Below are 14,498 nucleotides of genomic sequence, written 5' to 3' on the forward strand. Positions count from 1 at the left end.
GCGCTATCTAAAAGCAAACGAGCGAGGCGCCGCGAAGTGCCTTAGCTGCGAATGGTGAAGCTCTGCGCATACGTGGCGGATGGCGTGCTGCTGCCCCACACTTTGCCGTCGACCAGCACCTGCGAAATGTCATCGCCCGGCACCGCTACGCCGACGCGTGCGGCCGCCTCGCGATACAACTGCGTCTGATTGATTTGCGCCGCGATTTCCGCGTAATCCGCGCGTGCGTCGATCATGCCCCAGCGTTCGAACTGCGTGAGAAACCACGCACCGTCGGATGCGCGCGGATAATTCACTGCGCCGTTGTCGAAGAACCGCATGGGCAGGCCCCGCGGTGCCGAGGCCGCGATTTCATTGCCGAGTCGCGCCGCAATTAATGCTTCATCGATGCCGATGAATTCGGGCCGCGCGAGCCAGCGCGCAATCTCCTCGCGATGTCCTGCACCATCGAGCCAGCGGCAGGCTTCCAGCATCGTTTGCACCAACGCTTGCGCAGCATTCGGGTTGGCACTGACGAAATCACGCTGGCACGCCAGCACTTTCTCCGGATGATCGGGCCACACCTCGCTCGTATAAGCGACGGTGCAGCCGACGCCGTCCGCTTCGGCCATTGCATTCCACGGCTCGCCGACACAGAAGCCATCGAGCCTTTCTTCCGCGAGCGCGGCGACCATTTGCGGCGGCGGAATCGCGACGCTCTCGATATCGCACAACGGATGCACGCCTTGCGACGCAAGCCAGTAGTACAGCCACATCGCATGCGTGCCGGTGGGGAAGGTCTGCGCGAACACCGGCTTGCGGCCAAGCGTAGCCAGAGCTTTGGGCAGGGTGCCATGTTCGGCCAATGCATCGGCGAGACGGTTCGACAGCGTGATCGCCTGGCCGTTGCGATTGAGCACCATCAGCACGGCCATATCGGTTTGCGGACCGCCGAGGCCCAACTGCACGCCGTAGACGAGACCGTAGAGTACATGCGCCGCATCGAGTTCGCCCGACAGGAGCTTGTCACGCACGGCGGCCCATGAAGGCTGCCGGCACAGTTCCAGCGTCAAACCATGTGCGTGGCCGAATTCGAGCAGCTTCGCGGCGACGAGCGGCGCGACATCGGACAGCGCCACGAAGCCGAGCCTCAGATGGGTTTTCTCGAGCGACGTGGGCGCGGACGATGAGGTGAGCGGGGCGGAAGAGTTCATGAGCGGCGCTTCATTTGAGCGAGTCTGCGGACGCGACGACGGCGCGCGCGACTTCGGCGAGTTTGACGCCCTGGTTCATCGCGCGCTTGCGCAGGGTGGCGTACGCGGCATGTTCGGTGAGTTTCTGCTGATCCATCAGGAGGCGTTTGGCGCGATCGATCAGCTTGCGCTCGGCGAGTTCGTTTTCGACTTGCGCGAGGCGTTCGCGCAACTGAGACTCTTGTGCAAACCGCGCGAGCGCGACCTCGAGGATCGGCGCAAGCCGCTCCGTGGCGAGACCTTCGACGAGGTAGGCCGTGACTCCCGCACCCACCGCGTCGCGAATCAATTGCTGGTTCGCGTCGTGACTGAACATGAGCACAGGACGCGGTGCCGTGGCATTCATCACCGCGAGTTGTTCGAGCGTGTCGCGCGACGGCGATTCGGTATCGATGATGATGACGTCCGGCCGTTCGCTCTGAACCACGCGATGCAGTGCTTGCGGCGTCGCCGTGCTGGCCAGCATCTCGTAGCCGAGTCGTGCGAGGGCATCGCGCAGATCGCCTATCGGCTTATCGGTATCGGTTACGAGGAGAACGCGCAGCATGGAGTGTGGTTTATCGACGGCTGGCTACTAATAAAGCAACCTGTATGCCAGTGCGCGACGATTGCGGTGAGGTGGTGCAATCACGGTAGCGCAATCACGGACTTAGGAACAGTCAGGCAATAGGGGCTGCACCCGCACGGGGCATGCAGGGGTGATGCACCGAAGTGGCGCGCGTCGTGAGCGCGATGCGGCGGCAGTTGCCGAGGCTGTCAGCGCCATCTCTCATAGCTGCGCGGCGAAAACAGAAAGCTCACCAGAATCATGGCGGCCACACCGGTGAGGAGCATCACCCACGTGGTCGTAAATGAGCCACTCATTGCCCGAAGACCGCCGGCTAACGTCGGCGCGATTGCTGCCACTGCAAAGCCGACACCCTGAGTAAACGCGACCAGCCTACCCGCGACGCGGTGATCGGCCGAATGATCCATAGCTGTCACGAGCGTCAACGAGAACGTCCCGCCAAGCCCGGCTCCGGCAACGCCGACCCAGACCAACGGTGCTGCGTCAGGCCACAAGATCAAGCCGAGCAACCCGGCGAATTGGGCCGACAAACCTAGCGCCAACCACGGCCGTCGATCGCGAAACGGTGCCGCAGCGAGAGGCAGCAGCAACGCCGATGCAGCCTGAAACACCGTCATCCAGGCGAGCAACGAACCGCTATCCGCAACGCTCACGCCTCGCTGCTGGTAGAACGCAGGCAGCCATGCGACGAGCGTTGTATATCCGCCGTTGACGATTCCGAAGTAGAGGCCAAGCGTCCACGCGCGCCGCTTGCGCCACAGCGGAACGGTCACCGCATTGCCCGGAGCGATCCGCGGCGCGATCTTGCGCGAAGCACGGAAATTCAAACTCAACCAGCAAATCAGCGCGACACAAGCAGGAAGTGCCCACATAGCGAGCCCCGCATGCCACGACCCCATCGCTGCGCTCACCCACGGACTCATGCGCGCCCCGAGGCCGCCACCCCCCATGATCGATGCCGAGAACACCCCCATCGCCAGCGGCACGCGTGCAGGGAAGCGCTGCTTCATGACGGCTGGCAGGAGCGCCTGAATCGCCGCGACACCGACGCCCGCGAGCGCCGCCGTCGCGAGAAGCGCTGTGCCGCTGGTGGCCGCCCAGCGTGCGCCGCAGGCAAACGCGATCGCGAGCAAACCGAGCGCGACGCCGCGCGTTTCACCGATCGACCGGGTTAGCGCGCCGGCGCCGAATGCGCCGATGCCCATCGCGACGACCGGCAGGCTGGTCAGTAACGACGCGCCGTAAAAGCTCAACCCGGTTGCGTCCCGGATCGTTGTCGTCAACGGGCTGATTGACGTCAGCAGGGGCCGCAGATTGACGCCGATCACGACAACCGCGCACAGCCATAACGCGTCCCGCCACGTGAGCGCGTGGGATGCGTCGTCGTTTGCACGGGTTTGGGTCGGGCTGGCGCTGGAGTGCGAATTCACAATGGACCTGAATGTGAGAGTGGGCGACGCCTTGCGAGCGGGAAGAGGAAGCTGCGCGACCGGTGGCGGCAAGACGGGTAACTAGGCTCGAGCAGGGTAGAAAAAATCGCCCGAGACTATTTTGGTCAACCATAATAACCTGGAATGGTTAACCATTTTTCTGATGTCCGGTATAAGTCCGAGCACCCGCGGATGGCGCCTGCCACCTCGCGTCGCTACAATGCCGTGCGATATCGCTCTGTTCTCCATCACTGAATTCATGGCCTCCCGTTCCTCGCGTACGCCGTCCGCCAATGCAGAAACGCCTCTTCACACCGTGATCGGCGACGACTCGATCAGCGTCGAAGAGCGCATTTACGCGTCGATCACCGCGGCGTTGTTGCAAGGCCGTTTGCGTCCGGGCGCGCAACTGGTCGAGCGCGATCTCGCTGCCGCGTTCGGCTGCACGCGCGGCGCGTTGCGCAAAGTGCTCGCGCGGTTGGGTTTCGAGGGCAAGCTGGTGCTCGAGGCGAATCGCGGCGCGTTCGTGCCGTCGCCATCGGAAGAAGACATTCGTCAGGTGTATCGCGCCCGGCAGATTGTCGAGGCGGGCATCGTCGCGGCCTTGTGCGGGACGTTGGGCGCGACGCACAAGCGCCGCCTGCGCGAGCACGTGCGCAGCGAGGAAAAGGCTTTGCGCGCGGGCGCGATCGAGGAATCCGTCCGGCTGGCGGGCCAGTTTCACGTGTTGTTGACGGAACTGGCGGGCGGTACGGAATTGCTTGGCCTGGTTGGGCAACTCGTGGCGAAGACCGAGTTGTACAAAGCGTTGTTCGACCCGTCGAAGGGTTCGACCTGTTCCGCGGACGAGCATACGCAAATCATCGAAGCGCTCGATGCGGGCGACCTGCATACTGCCTTAGCGGCCATGCGTGAGCATTTGTCGGAACTGGAGGAGCGGGTGGTCGAGCAGGTGCGCAAGAGCGCAGCAGGAGAGGATCTCGCTGCCGTGTTCGGGGCGTAAATAAAGGAAGCTGCGCAGTGTGCAAGGGTGCGGGACACCCGACTGCGGGAGCGCGCGGCGCGAGGCGCTGAGGCCGGCGATAGTTGAGGCTATGCGCCAAGGCGATTCAGCAAAGCAATTGGCCAGGCACAACGTGCAACGGGAACAGCGGATGCAATTCGTGCGACGCCGCAGCGCGCCGCTCAGGCTCGAGTCAACGAATCAAGCCGGAGGAAGGCGCGCGAAAGGCTTCGCGAACAACAAACCAGCAATGGGTCACACAAAGACCGATCAGGAATTAGCCAAATCAGCAGCTGAATCAGCAGATCAATGAGCGGTCAGCGTGCCGCCAGCCTTAACGGCGACGGAATTGCGTATTGCGTGCGCCGCCGCCACCGGTGGCGCGCTCGTCTTTGTGACGGAAATTGATCCGGCCTTTGGTCAGATCGTAAACCGACAGTTCCAGCGTCACGCGGTCGCCCGCGAGAATACGGATGTGGTTCTTGCGCATGCGCCCGGACGCGTAAGCGCCAACCACGACGCCGTTGTCGAGCGTCACACGGTAACGGCTATCCGGAAGTACTTCGTCGACGATACCGTCAAGTTCAAGCAGTTCTTCTTTCGCCATGCATAACTCCTGGTCGATGGGATAAGTGGGTGTTGGCCGAGCAGCTAAGCCTGGCACAACATCTGATACGGTTGACAGTTGGCTTTCAGGCCAACTGCGCTGCGGCACCAGCTGATTTGCTGATAGTACCGCTCAAAGATCGGCAACGGACTGGCCGTCTACACGGCCGTCGATCAATTGTTCGGCGTGAGCCATGCACGCAATGCGCGCCTTGCCCGTGCCGTCGAACGGAAACAGATACTGCAGACGGAATACACGCCCGTCGGCAGCCGGATTGGCGCCCACGCGGCAAATGCGCACCGACGCGTCGTAGCCTGCGTCCGGATTGCGGCCCGTCTGACCGTCCGCCGGGCGGCGCGGATAGACGAGCGGGTGAATTTCGTAACCCTTGTACGTCTTGACAACTGAATTCATGAAGCACGTGTCCTGTATTACGTGGCCCGCGTGTCACGCGTGTTACGCGCGGCACAACAGGCCCGGCAGCGCAGCACCTTAGGGCGCGCCGCCATGGAAAAAAGGTTGGCACAGGCCCGATGGCAAGGGCATGAGCGCGGCCGCGCAAAATCGCGGATTCGATGGAGAAGAAACACGCTGATGTCGCGCAGACATCGGGCGCGTAAAAGCTGAACCACTCAGCTGCACAACTCGCGACGGCGAATGCAGGCGGCGCATTGCCGGAGTGACGGGATCGCTGACACGCAGCGGTCGAACAGTCGGGGGTGGTGCGGAGACGCCGATTGAAACTGTGCTTGATACTGCCGGTGCTACGAATGCGGAATACAGCTATTCCAATATGATGCACTAAATGGGTCTAATTGGATAGCAAAAAGTTCCGTGCGGGGGCAAACCGCCCAGCCGGCGGGGCATTGGGCAAGAAAAGGCTGCCGTGGACGGCGCGCCGGGGTAGGACCGGCACGCCGTGTGTGCGGCGGCGCCGTAATGGCGCAGGTGAAGGCGCAGGCGAACGGGCGTCAGCGGGTGGTTTCGGCGACGCGCTTCTGGAGCTCGCGTGAAGCGGCGAGCGGAATGCGCGCGTCGTCCCAGCCGGCCAGCCATTCGACTTCCTTCGACGTAAAAATCTGCCCGTGATTGCGCAGCGTGTATTGCAACGAATCGATGATGTGATTGCGGATGATTTCCGGCGTGCCTTCGTCATCGAGCACGGCGCGAAACGCTTCGAGCGTGGCCATCTCTTGCTCCGTGAAATAGATGGTCCATTTATCGCACGAAAAAAAATCGCTCGCCAAGCGGACAAAAATCGCTGGGTGCGGATGCAACAACCGGAATGTGCGGGCAGCATGCCGTGGAGCGCCCATCAAAGCCCTGCGCGCCATGTGGCCCCGCAATAAAATCGCCGCTGGTCCGTCGCCGTGGCGTTGCGGTCGCCGCTGCCGATTGGGGTCGTTACAATGGCGAGTTGCAGCGCGTGGCTGCCCGGCATTGTTGTGCTTACCTTGCCTGCCGGCCATAACCTCGGCGCCCTTGTTGGCTCATTTGGACGAAAAGCGGCGCCGCATCTCTCGAACACTGCGATTGCTCAATGCGCAAGACAACTGTCTCTCCTGTGAAAGACCTGCTGCTGGACCGCTACGCACCCATTGCAGACGGCATCGCGGCGCTGTTCTATCCGTGTGCCGAAGTCGTGATTCACGACCTGCGCGATCAGACCATCGCGTATCTCGTGAACAACCTGTCGAAGCTTGAAGTCGGCGGACCCTCGGTGCTCGACGAAGTCCACTATGCGGCACGCGGCCGGACGATCGGGCCGTACGAGAAGCTCAATTGGGACGGCCGTCGCATGCGCTGCGTGAGCAACATCCTGTTCGACGACGACGGCAAGCCGGCCGGCATGCTGTGCGTCAACTTCAACATCGCGGTGTTCGAAGATGTGCGCTCCACGCTGGATCTGTTCATCAAAGGCGGCAATCTGACGGATGCGCCCGCGGAGGAACTGTTCCGCGACGACTGGCAGGACCGCATCAACACGTTCCTGCACACCTGGCTGCGCGAACGGCAAATCGGCATCAATGCGCTCACGCGCGAACATAAGCGGGAAATCGTCGAGGCGCTGCATGCGCAGGGGGCGTTTCGCGGCCGCAGTTCCGCGAACTATGTAGCCGCCGTGCTGACGATGGGGCGCGCCACCGTCTATAAGATTCTGAAGCAGATGAAAGAGGGTGGCTGACGGTCCTCAAATCGCAGGGGATAGCGCGGTGGTTTTCACGGCGCTGCTGACCGCGAGCAGCGCTCGATACTGACGTAACGAGGCGCTTCGTCTCACCATTGCATTGTCGTGTCGATCTGTGCTCCCCGTTTGATGAACAGGGTGACAGGTGTTTTCTCGCAGATTTCGGCAAGGCGGGTCCGCTGGCTATCGTCGAGGGGCCCATTGACGGATACGGTACGCCGAATGTATTGACCGCCGTCGCGCCCGACGTGCAATTCCGTCTCCACTTTGATCCGGCCGCCCGTCCATGCTTTCTTCTGCATGTACATCCTGAGCGTGGCGGCGGTGCATGCCGCGAGACCCGAGAGCACGAATTCGAAGGGGGCCGGGCCGCTATCCTGCCCCCCTTCGTGCGGCCCTTCATCGCCGAGCAGGCTGTGTGTACCCGCATCGACTTTGACGAGATAGTTGGGCGCATCTGCGTCCGAGATGGCGGTTGCGATCGCGAGAGTCATCATTGTCCTCACTGGTGTCACGAGGGCGTGACGTCGTTTGATGCGTGATGTGATTTGAACAGATCGATGAGACAGGAAGGCGATTGGCAGTATCGCATTCCGGCGGCTCGCCGCGGGCGCCAAAGTGGATGACACAGGCGCGATCGCCATGTCCGGTGTTGTGTATGCGCCCCCACGCTCCTCATCAGCGCGGCCTCGAAGTCGAATGCGGATCGATGTGCGGCTCTTACATCTACAACGAACCGGAATACTGAAATCTACACCGCGTTATGCGCGTCATCGTCGTCCCGTATCGGTCGACGCGAAGGCGCTTTTAGCTCTTGCTTGCTTTCGTGAAAAATAGATGTTATTTTTTCATGAAATTAATGATTGAATTTTTCACGGAGCAGCGCCGATGTTCCATCAGTCCGCCGAGCATGTCGCGAGCTATTACGCGCGCACCTATCCAGGCCAGATTCCACTGCGCCCGACTTTGGAAGAGCGCTTGGACACCGACGTGTTAATCGTCGGCGGGGGTTTCAGCGGCTTGCACACAGCGCTGCGGCTCGCTCTCGCAGGCAAGCGCGTCACCTTGCTCGAGGCCAGCCGGGTGGCCTGGGCGGCGTCCGGGCGCAATGGCGGCCAGGCACTGCTCGGCTGGTCCTGCGATATGCCGCCGCTGGAGGCAGCGTTGGGGCTGGAGCGGACCCGCCAGCTATGGGACAGCATGCGCTGGGCCGCAGCGGAGATACGTGAGCTGCCACAGCGGCATGGCTTTGATGCTGACTACCGCGCCGGCAGTCTGTGGGCGGCGGTGCTGCCGCGCCGCGTTGCTCTGCTGCAGCAGGCCCAGCGGGAGGCCGAGGAAAAGTGGGGCTACGACCGGATGCGGTTCATTCCCCGCGAGGAGATGCCTGAGTGGATTGCAAGCGAGCGCTATCATGCGGCGCTCTACGATCCCGAGGCGGGCCACCTGAATCCGTTGAAGCTGGCCCAAGGCATGGCGGCGGCGATTGAACAGGCCGGCGGACGGATCTTCGAGCAGAGCCAGGTGCTGGACTACCGCGAAACGCCCGACGGTTTTGTGGCGCGTACCGACAAGGGGAAGGTGCGTGCGGACGCGTTAGTGCTCGCCTGCAACGCATATATCGACCGCCTCGACCGAAAACTTTCCAGGCGCATGCTGCCGGTCGGCACATATCAGGTGGCCACCTCGCCGTTGCAGCCGGACGTGGCCCGTTCGCTGTTGCCGCGCAACAGTTGCGTGATCGACAACCAGTTCGTTCCCGACTACTTCCGCCTCAGCCCTGACAACCGTCTGCTGTTCGGCGGCGGCTGCACCTATGCGGGCGGTATTCCAAAGGATATTGCGGCCGCCACCCGGCCCTACCTGGAGCGGGCGTTCCCGCAACTGCGCGGGGTGGAACTGGAGTTTGCCTGGGGCGGGCATATCGATATCAGCATGAAACGCACGCCCGATATCGGCCGGCAAGGCGAGCGCTACTGGCTGCAAGGCTACTCGGGGCACGGCGTGCTTCCCACGCTGGCCGCCGCCCGGGCCGTCGCCGACGCGATCCTCGGCGACGACGAATTGCTGAGCGTGTATCAGTCCATCGACAATCCGCCGTTTCCCGGCGGCGCGTTGCTGGCGGCGCCGCTGGAGGTCATGGGCAAGACCTGGTATCGTCTGCGCGACAGAGTCTGAGAGAAGGGGCGGAAGATGAACAAGCAGGAAGAAATTGAAGGTCTCGCGATACTGATTCGGGACCTGCGCAAGCATAAGAAAGTGACGTTGGGCGCATTGGCGGAAAAGATCGGCCGCTCGGTGGGTTTCCTCTCGCAGATCGAGCGCGGCCTCTCGCGTCCGACCGTGGGCGATCTGACCGCCATCGGTGAAGCGCTGGGCGTGCCCACCACGTATTTTTATAACCTGAGCAAGCCACGCGCGCTGCCTTGGGTGACCCGGCCGGATGAACGCCGCACCCTCTATTACGCCGAGGGCGTGACCGACGTGTTGGTGTCGCCGAACATGTCGGCAGGCTTTTCGATGCTGGAAAGCCACCTGGCTCCCGGCGCCAGCAGTGGCGATAGACCTTTGAACGACAGCGACGAGCAGGGCGGCTTCGTCCTCGAAGGCGAGTTGACCATCTGGCTGGACGACGAGGCGCAGCCGGTGACCCTTGGCCCTAACGACGGCTTCCAGGTGCCGGCGCACGCCCGCTTCCGCTACGCCAACCTCTCCGATCAACCGACGCGGGTGCTTTGGGTGTTCACCTAGCGTTCCAGCCGAACCCGAATACAGCAGGGAACGCGGCGCGGAACGAAAAATTCGGATCGCTAACTAATGGCGCCGTAAATGAATGTGATAAACGGCTGTCGTGGATGCCATATCGCCTCATGCCATCGGATTGCCTGCCCCGGCCCATGGCAACTTTGAATTTAATCTCAATCATCACCTCTTGCGTGAGAAGGACAACACCATGACTTCCCCCAGCGCCGACCTGCCTAGCGAAGTGAGGGCCTTCCGCGCGGCCTATCCCGAGGTGCGTTACGTCGACCTCATTTGCCTGGATATTCCCGGACACTTCTATGGCAAGCGATATCCCGTGGACATGCTGGAGAAAGTCGCGGCCGGCAGTCTCCTGAAACTGCCGCAGAACTGCATCCTGCTAGGGGCGCAGGGCGGGCTGTACCCGATCGGCGACTATTGCTTCAACGACGGCGACCCGGATGCTGTGCGCCGCCTGATCGCCGGCACGCTCAAGCCGGTGCGCTGGGAAAGTCAGCCGTTGGGGCAGATGCTGATCAGCTCGGACGGCACCGAGGCGCCGATCGAGTTCGAACCGCGCGAGGTACTGGCGCGCGTGCTGAAACGCTTCGAGCGGCGCGGCATCCGCCCGGTCGTGGCCTTCGAACTGGAGTTCTACCTGTTCGACGCCGGACTCGCGGACGGTCTGCCGCAGTTTCCACGCGACCCATTCTGCGGCGACAGGGACGACCAGCCGAACATGCATATCGAGCGGCTATCGCGGTTCTCCGGCGTGCTCGGCGAGATGGTCGAAGCCACGCGCGAGCAGGGCGTGGAGGCCACGGTGATCACGGCTGAACTGGGACCGGGGCAGTTCGAGATCAACTTTGGCCACAACGACGACGGTCTGCGCGCGGCGGACTGGGCCGCCTTGTTCTGCCGCAGCACGCGCGGCGTGGCGATGAAACACGGCTACCGCGCCAGCTTCATGAGCAAGCCTTATCTGCATGCGCCGGGCAGCGGCATGCACGTGCACGTGAGTCTCTATGGTGAGGCTGGCAACAACCTGCTGGCTGCAGACGGCCAGCGGCCGTTGCGCCACGCGGTGGCCGGGTGCCTTGCGCTGCTGCCGCATTGCATGCCGGTCTTCGCGGCCAATCACAACGCGTTTCGCCGCTATGGCTGGAAAGCGAACGCCGCCAGCCGTGGCAGTTGGGGCTTCGAAGACCGCGACGCCTGCATTCGCATTCCCGAATCGGATGATCGCAACCTGCGCATTGAACATCGTGTGGCGGGCGCCGATGCGAACCCGTACCTTGTGCTGGCCGCTATCCTCACTGGCATGGAACACGGGCTGGCCGCCGGTCGCGAGCCCATCGCGCCGCTCAACGAGGACCGCGCGAGCGGGATCGATTTTCCGAAAGACATGCTCACCGCCGTCGCCGCGATGCAGAATCATCCGGTGGTGCGCGAGGGAATGGGCGAAGAGTTCGTCATGGTCTACTGCGAGAACAAACGGCAGGACCATCTGGATTTCATGAACGAGGTGAACGCGCGGGAATACCGCTGGTTCCTTTGAACGCTGACGTGTTTCACCGCTCGGGCCGGCATGCACCGCGATTGTCGATCGCAACCGCGCAAGCCTGCATTAGGGATCTTTCACGTGCCGGCAACGGTTTAAAATAACGGTCGCGACAAAACCACGTGCTCCGTTTCGGAGGACGTCGGTCCGTTTCCAAGAATGCCGTTGACCGGAACAGGAGCAGTTGAATGGTGCGTTATCGACACTACAAAGGCGGTATTTACGAGCTGGTTTGCGAGGCCACGCTGGAGTCCGATCCAACGGTCACAATGATCGTCTACAAAGCCGGCAATGGTACGATCTGGACGCGTCCAGCTGCGGTGTTTTTCGAGTTGGTCGAAGTCGACGGCGCCGAGGTGCCGCGCTTCGCGCCGATCAACTAGGCGGGCTCGTTCAGGCGATCGCCAGCGCGATCGCACCCGAAGGACGCGTGCCGTCAGTTCAATACAAACAGGAAATCTGAATGCGTTTATTGCTTGCCATCATTCTGCCGTGGTTTCAGTTCTTCACGATTGGCCGGCCGTTTGCCGGCATCATCTGCCTGATCTTGCAGATCACGCTGATCGGCTGGATTCCGGCCGCGATCTGGTCGGTGTATGCGTTGAGCCAGTACAACACCGACAAGAAAATCGCCCGCGCGATGGGCAGCGGCCGTTAAAGCCGGATGCAATGTCATTTGCCGTGCGGTTGTAATTCAACCGCATCCGGCGCTTCGAGCACCACGTCGGTTTCCGCGATCGCCACGCACGGCAGGATGTAGCCCTCGGCTCTTTCTTCGCGACTCAAACCCGGCCATTCGATTGTGTAGCGCACGCGTCCCGCCGTCATTTTGCACATGCAGGTCCGGCACGTACCGTTGCGGCACGAGCGCGGCAGACGCAGATTCGCAAAGCCGGCGGCTTCGAGGATCGTGAGCGAATCGGGCGCTTCGAAGCTTTGACCGAGCGGCTCGACGCGAACGGAAAAAGGGCGTGGACTGTCAATCATGAATGAATGAATGAATGCGATGCGAATGGGCGAAAGGTCGGACTTCGACTGTACAGGGCCGCAGCAGACGTGATCTTAACCGATGGCCTGCGACAGTAAGGCATATGTAATTAATCGTGGGCGATGTTAGCTTTTGACTTCCTTCCACAAAGTGAGGTCGGCTATGCGCTACACATTGATCGCATTAATAGTTGGTACTGCTTTATGTCGCGAGGCGGTGGCAAGTACCCCGGTCACGCCAGCATGCACATACAAGGTTCAGGCATTTGTCGCGCATCAGGACGACGATCTGTTTTTCATGCAAACCGATTTGCAGCGCGACATTGCGCGGGGCGCTTGCGTGCAGATTGTGTATCTGACGAACGGAAAGATTGCCTCCGATACCTGGGAATACTCAGCGAAGCGCGACCTCGGTGCGATGACCGCGTGGTCGTCCATGCTGGGCGCGCATGCTCCGGATGCTGTCCCATGGACCCGTGACCGACTGGACCTGTTGTCGCGAAAGCCGGTTCGCTATACCGACCCCAGCGGTCGCGTGACGCATATCCACCTCGGCATTGACGACCCTTGGGAGGGCGCTGGCTGGGGCTCTCACACGCCACTGAGTCACATGGTAGCGGACTTGCAATACGCTGCGCCTGCTTATCCGGACGGCCCTCCACCCGCCGATGCGGCTGGGAGCAGCGCCGAGCGCTATACGAGCGGTGGTCTTGCGAGGATGATCGCGAACCTGGCATTTGACTACGACCCAGACCTCATCTATCTGCAGGATCCGTCTATTACCACTCCAGTTGACAGGTTGTGTCGCGCATGTGGTGAGAACCACGATCATCCGGATCACCCTTCAGGCGCAAAAATGGCAATCAGGGGGAGTGAAATTCTTGAAAGCCGCCGTACGGTTCAGTTCTATACGGGTGATCCAGGCGCCGTAAGGCCTGCAAATCTGACGCCGGCGGAGTCCGATGCGAAAACTCGCGTGGCAGCATGGTATGGCACGTATGACAGCAAATACACTTGCGCCCGCGCGTCGGCTGCGGCGTCCCCCACGTGTGTCTGGCCCGCCGACGCGCAAGCCAAATGGCTTCAATCACAGTACGTCCTTGTGCGCAATGGGGACCAGGCCCGCTCGCAGATTGCGCCGGTGGGCACCCCGGAAGGTAAAGGCGGCCCGATCATTGCCTACGTAGGCAACAAGGACAACAAACTGCATGTGCGTGATACGGCATCACGCAGGCGCGTGCCAGTCGAGGGACGGTTTGCGAGCGTTCCGGCGGTCCTGATCGGTCAGGACGCTCGGGTATCTGTCTTCGCGCGCACGGCGCAACACGATCTTGTCCATCTGGCGACCAACGCAGCCGGCGAGTGGCTGCCGGCGATCACCTGGCAGGACAGCGTGATCGTGTCTTCGCCACGGGCCATTGCCAACCACGATGGCCGTTCTGCCGTTGTAGCCCGGGCGGTCGACTCCAGTGTGCTCTATCGCGCGGAAACCAGCGTTGGCGGTGCCTGGGGGCCCTGGCAACCCACGGGTCTTAAAGGAGTGGGCGACGTGGTCGTTGTGAAAGATGCGTCGGGCGCGCTAGCCGTTGCGGTGCGGGAGGAACCGTCGTACGGTCCGGTCGTGATCCAGTCGCAGGTGCTGCCCGGGCAATCGACGTTCCGGAAGGTGAATTTCCCCTGGGCCGCGACGTACATGGACCCCATCATGTTGAACGGGGCAAACGGCAGTGTGATCGTCATCACCAAAGAGACAGATGGCAGATTCGGGGGGCGGGGCGTCGGCGACTTTACGGTTTATCGGCAGTCGTCGCCGGGCGCGTTGTCGGAGAGTACAACCTGGGTCAAATCGGGGCTTGGCGTTAAGGAGAACTGGGTCAATGCGACCGCTGCAATCAGGAACGACAAGGTGATCATGGCGGGAAACTGTGGAGCTGATAAATATTTCTATGCTATCGGCAATGCCCGAGTCGCCTATCCCAATCTCTGTGTTTGGAAGGACGGCGTGTCCACCGACCTGGGCCCTGTGGACGGCGCTCCGCAATTCGTCAGTGGTGATGGCGCCGAGCCAATGCTCGTCGTGCGCAGCGAGAACGATGAATCGGTGTTGGCCTCGAGGTTCAAGGATGGCGTGTGGTCGGCACTGGGTGCGCTTTAATACGGGCCGCCGCGCGCGTCGCGCA

Annotated in this window: 16 protein-coding genes; 8 read left to right on the forward strand and 8 right to left on the reverse strand. The window is 61.9% G+C overall.

What is annotated here, in order from left to right:
* Positions 1-41: 41 nt before the first annotated feature.
* The 3 genes from HHL24_RS06265 to HHL24_RS06275 form a co-directional block, all read right to left on the reverse strand.
* Positions 42-1,193: a CmpA/NrtA family ABC transporter substrate-binding protein gene (locus HHL24_RS06265; RefSeq protein WP_169484634.1), complete on the reverse strand. Its 1,152-nt coding sequence runs from the start codon at positions 1,191-1,193 to the stop codon at positions 42-44.
* A 10-nt stretch (positions 1,194-1,203) separates the two neighbouring features.
* Positions 1,204-1,779 (reverse strand): ANTAR domain-containing response regulator, encoded by a 576-nt coding sequence (locus HHL24_RS06270; RefSeq protein ID WP_169484635.1) that lies wholly within the window; start codon positions 1,777-1,779, stop codon positions 1,204-1,206.
* 209 nt (positions 1,780-1,988) lie between these two features.
* Positions 1,989-3,230, reverse strand: coding sequence for a cyanate transporter (locus HHL24_RS06275; RefSeq protein ID WP_169484636.1), 1,242 nt, complete (start codon positions 3,228-3,230; stop codon positions 1,989-1,991).
* A 259-nt stretch (positions 3,231-3,489) separates the two neighbouring features.
* On the opposite strand from HHL24_RS06275, the gene HHL24_RS06280 reads away from it, so the two are divergent.
* Positions 3,490-4,233, forward strand: a complete 744-nt coding sequence (locus HHL24_RS06280; protein ID WP_169484637.1) for a GntR family transcriptional regulator — start codon at positions 3,490-3,492, stop codon at positions 4,231-4,233.
* A gap of 334 nt (positions 4,234-4,567) precedes the next feature.
* On the opposite strand, the gene infA is transcribed toward HHL24_RS06280, so the two are convergent.
* From infA to HHL24_RS06295, 3 genes are all read right to left on the reverse strand, one after another.
* Positions 4,568-4,840, reverse strand: coding sequence for a translation initiation factor IF-1 (infA, locus tag HHL24_RS06285; RefSeq protein ID WP_012427521.1), 273 nt, complete (start codon positions 4,838-4,840; stop codon positions 4,568-4,570).
* Between the two features lie 132 nt (positions 4,841-4,972).
* Positions 4,973-5,254, reverse strand: coding sequence for a hypothetical protein (locus tag HHL24_RS06290; RefSeq protein ID WP_093635985.1), 282 nt, complete (start codon positions 5,252-5,254; stop codon positions 4,973-4,975).
* 557 nt (positions 5,255-5,811) lie between these two features.
* A complete protein-coding gene (locus HHL24_RS06295; protein WP_028194708.1) occupies positions 5,812-6,030 on the reverse strand; it encodes a hypothetical protein in 219 nt (72 codons plus the stop codon).
* 350 nt (positions 6,031-6,380) lie between these two features.
* Here HHL24_RS06295 and HHL24_RS06300 point away from each other — a divergent pair, with 350 nt between their 5' ends.
* Entirely contained in the window at positions 6,381-7,025 is a 645-nt protein-coding gene (locus HHL24_RS06300; RefSeq protein ID WP_169484638.1) for a helix-turn-helix transcriptional regulator, read from the forward strand.
* 92 nt (positions 7,026-7,117) lie between these two features.
* Here HHL24_RS06300 and HHL24_RS06305 read toward each other — a convergent pair whose 3' ends face one another.
* Positions 7,118-7,522 carry an OsmC family protein gene (locus tag HHL24_RS06305; protein WP_169484711.1) on the reverse strand — a complete coding sequence of 135 codons (405 nt, stop codon included), beginning with the start codon at positions 7,520-7,522 and terminating at the stop codon, positions 7,118-7,120.
* Positions 7,523-7,916: 394 nt separating this feature from the next.
* Here HHL24_RS06305 and HHL24_RS06310 point away from each other — a divergent pair, with 394 nt between their 5' ends.
* The 5 genes from HHL24_RS06310 to HHL24_RS06330 all read left to right on the forward strand — a co-directional run bounded on the left by HHL24_RS06310 (position 7,917) and on the right by HHL24_RS06330 (position 11,989).
* Positions 7,917-9,206, forward strand: coding sequence for an NAD(P)/FAD-dependent oxidoreductase (locus HHL24_RS06310; RefSeq protein WP_169484639.1), 1,290 nt, complete (start codon positions 7,917-7,919; stop codon positions 9,204-9,206).
* Between the two features lie 15 nt (positions 9,207-9,221).
* Positions 9,222-9,779, forward strand: coding sequence for a helix-turn-helix domain-containing protein (locus HHL24_RS06315; protein WP_169484640.1), 558 nt, complete (start codon positions 9,222-9,224; stop codon positions 9,777-9,779).
* A gap of 202 nt (positions 9,780-9,981) precedes the next feature.
* Entirely contained in the window at positions 9,982-11,328 is a 1,347-nt protein-coding gene (locus HHL24_RS06320) for a glutamine synthetase family protein (RefSeq protein ID WP_169484641.1), read from the forward strand.
* Positions 11,329-11,519: 191 nt separating this feature from the next.
* A complete protein-coding gene (locus tag HHL24_RS06325; RefSeq protein WP_169484642.1) occupies positions 11,520-11,714 on the forward strand; it encodes a DUF1653 domain-containing protein in 195 nt (64 codons plus the stop codon).
* A gap of 80 nt (positions 11,715-11,794) precedes the next feature.
* Positions 11,795-11,989 carry a YqaE/Pmp3 family membrane protein gene (locus HHL24_RS06330; RefSeq protein WP_012427516.1) on the forward strand — a complete coding sequence of 65 codons (195 nt, stop codon included), beginning with the start codon at positions 11,795-11,797 and terminating at the stop codon, positions 11,987-11,989.
* Between the two features lie 14 nt (positions 11,990-12,003).
* Here the strand turns inward: HHL24_RS06330 and HHL24_RS06335 are convergent, their stop codons facing one another.
* Positions 12,004-12,318: a 2Fe-2S iron-sulfur cluster-binding protein gene (locus HHL24_RS06335; RefSeq protein WP_169484643.1), complete on the reverse strand. Its 315-nt coding sequence runs from the start codon at positions 12,316-12,318 to the stop codon at positions 12,004-12,006.
* 133 nt (positions 12,319-12,451) lie between these two features.
* Between HHL24_RS06335 and HHL24_RS06340 the strand changes: the two genes are divergently transcribed.
* Positions 12,452-14,473: a PIG-L family deacetylase gene (locus tag HHL24_RS06340; RefSeq protein ID WP_169484644.1), complete on the forward strand. Its 2,022-nt coding sequence runs from the start codon at positions 12,452-12,454 to the stop codon at positions 14,471-14,473.
* The last annotated feature ends 25 nt before the right edge of the window (positions 14,474-14,498 follow it).

It is taken from the genome of Paraburkholderia polaris (assembly GCF_012927345.1).
GTDB classification, from domain to species: Bacteria; Pseudomonadota; Gammaproteobacteria; order Burkholderiales; family Burkholderiaceae; genus Paraburkholderia; species Paraburkholderia polaris.

What these genes read in the sequence shown, in the direction of transcription:
- HHL24_RS06265 (WP_169484634.1), bottom strand. Translation starts at nt 1,193, where the DNA reads ATGAACTCTTCCGCCCCGCTCACCTCATCGTCCGCGCCCACGTCGCTC.
- HHL24_RS06270 (WP_169484635.1), bottom strand. Translation starts at nt 1,779, where the DNA reads ATGCTGCGCGTTCTCCTCGTAACCGATACCGATAAGCCGATAGGCGAT.
- HHL24_RS06280 (WP_169484637.1), top strand. Translation starts at nt 3,490, where the DNA reads ATGGCCTCCCGTTCCTCGCGTACGCCGTCCGCCAATGCAGAAACGCCT.
- infA (WP_012427521.1), bottom strand. Translation starts at nt 4,840, where the DNA reads ATGGCGAAAGAAGAACTGCTTGAACTTGACGGTATCGTCGACGAAGTA.
- HHL24_RS06290 (WP_093635985.1), bottom strand. Translation starts at nt 5,254, where the DNA reads ATGAATTCAGTTGTCAAGACGTACAAGGGTTACGAAATTCACCCGCTC.
- HHL24_RS06295 (WP_028194708.1), bottom strand. Translation starts at nt 6,030, where the DNA reads ATGGCCACGCTCGAAGCGTTTCGCGCCGTGCTCGATGACGAAGGCACG.
- HHL24_RS06300 (WP_169484638.1), top strand. Translation starts at nt 6,381, where the DNA reads ATGCGCAAGACAACTGTCTCTCCTGTGAAAGACCTGCTGCTGGACCGC.
- HHL24_RS06305 (WP_169484711.1), bottom strand. Translation starts at nt 7,522, where the DNA reads ATGACTCTCGCGATCGCAACCGCCATCTCGGACGCAGATGCGCCCAAC.
- HHL24_RS06310 (WP_169484639.1), top strand. Translation starts at nt 7,917, where the DNA reads ATGTTCCATCAGTCCGCCGAGCATGTCGCGAGCTATTACGCGCGCACC.
- HHL24_RS06315 (WP_169484640.1), top strand. Translation starts at nt 9,222, where the DNA reads ATGAACAAGCAGGAAGAAATTGAAGGTCTCGCGATACTGATTCGGGAC.
- HHL24_RS06320 (WP_169484641.1), top strand. Translation starts at nt 9,982, where the DNA reads ATGACTTCCCCCAGCGCCGACCTGCCTAGCGAAGTGAGGGCCTTCCGC.
- HHL24_RS06325 (WP_169484642.1), top strand. Translation starts at nt 11,520, where the DNA reads ATGGTGCGTTATCGACACTACAAAGGCGGTATTTACGAGCTGGTTTGC.
- HHL24_RS06330 (WP_012427516.1), top strand. Translation starts at nt 11,795, where the DNA reads ATGCGTTTATTGCTTGCCATCATTCTGCCGTGGTTTCAGTTCTTCACG.
- HHL24_RS06335 (WP_169484643.1), bottom strand. Translation starts at nt 12,318, where the DNA reads ATGATTGACAGTCCACGCCCTTTTTCCGTTCGCGTCGAGCCGCTCGGT.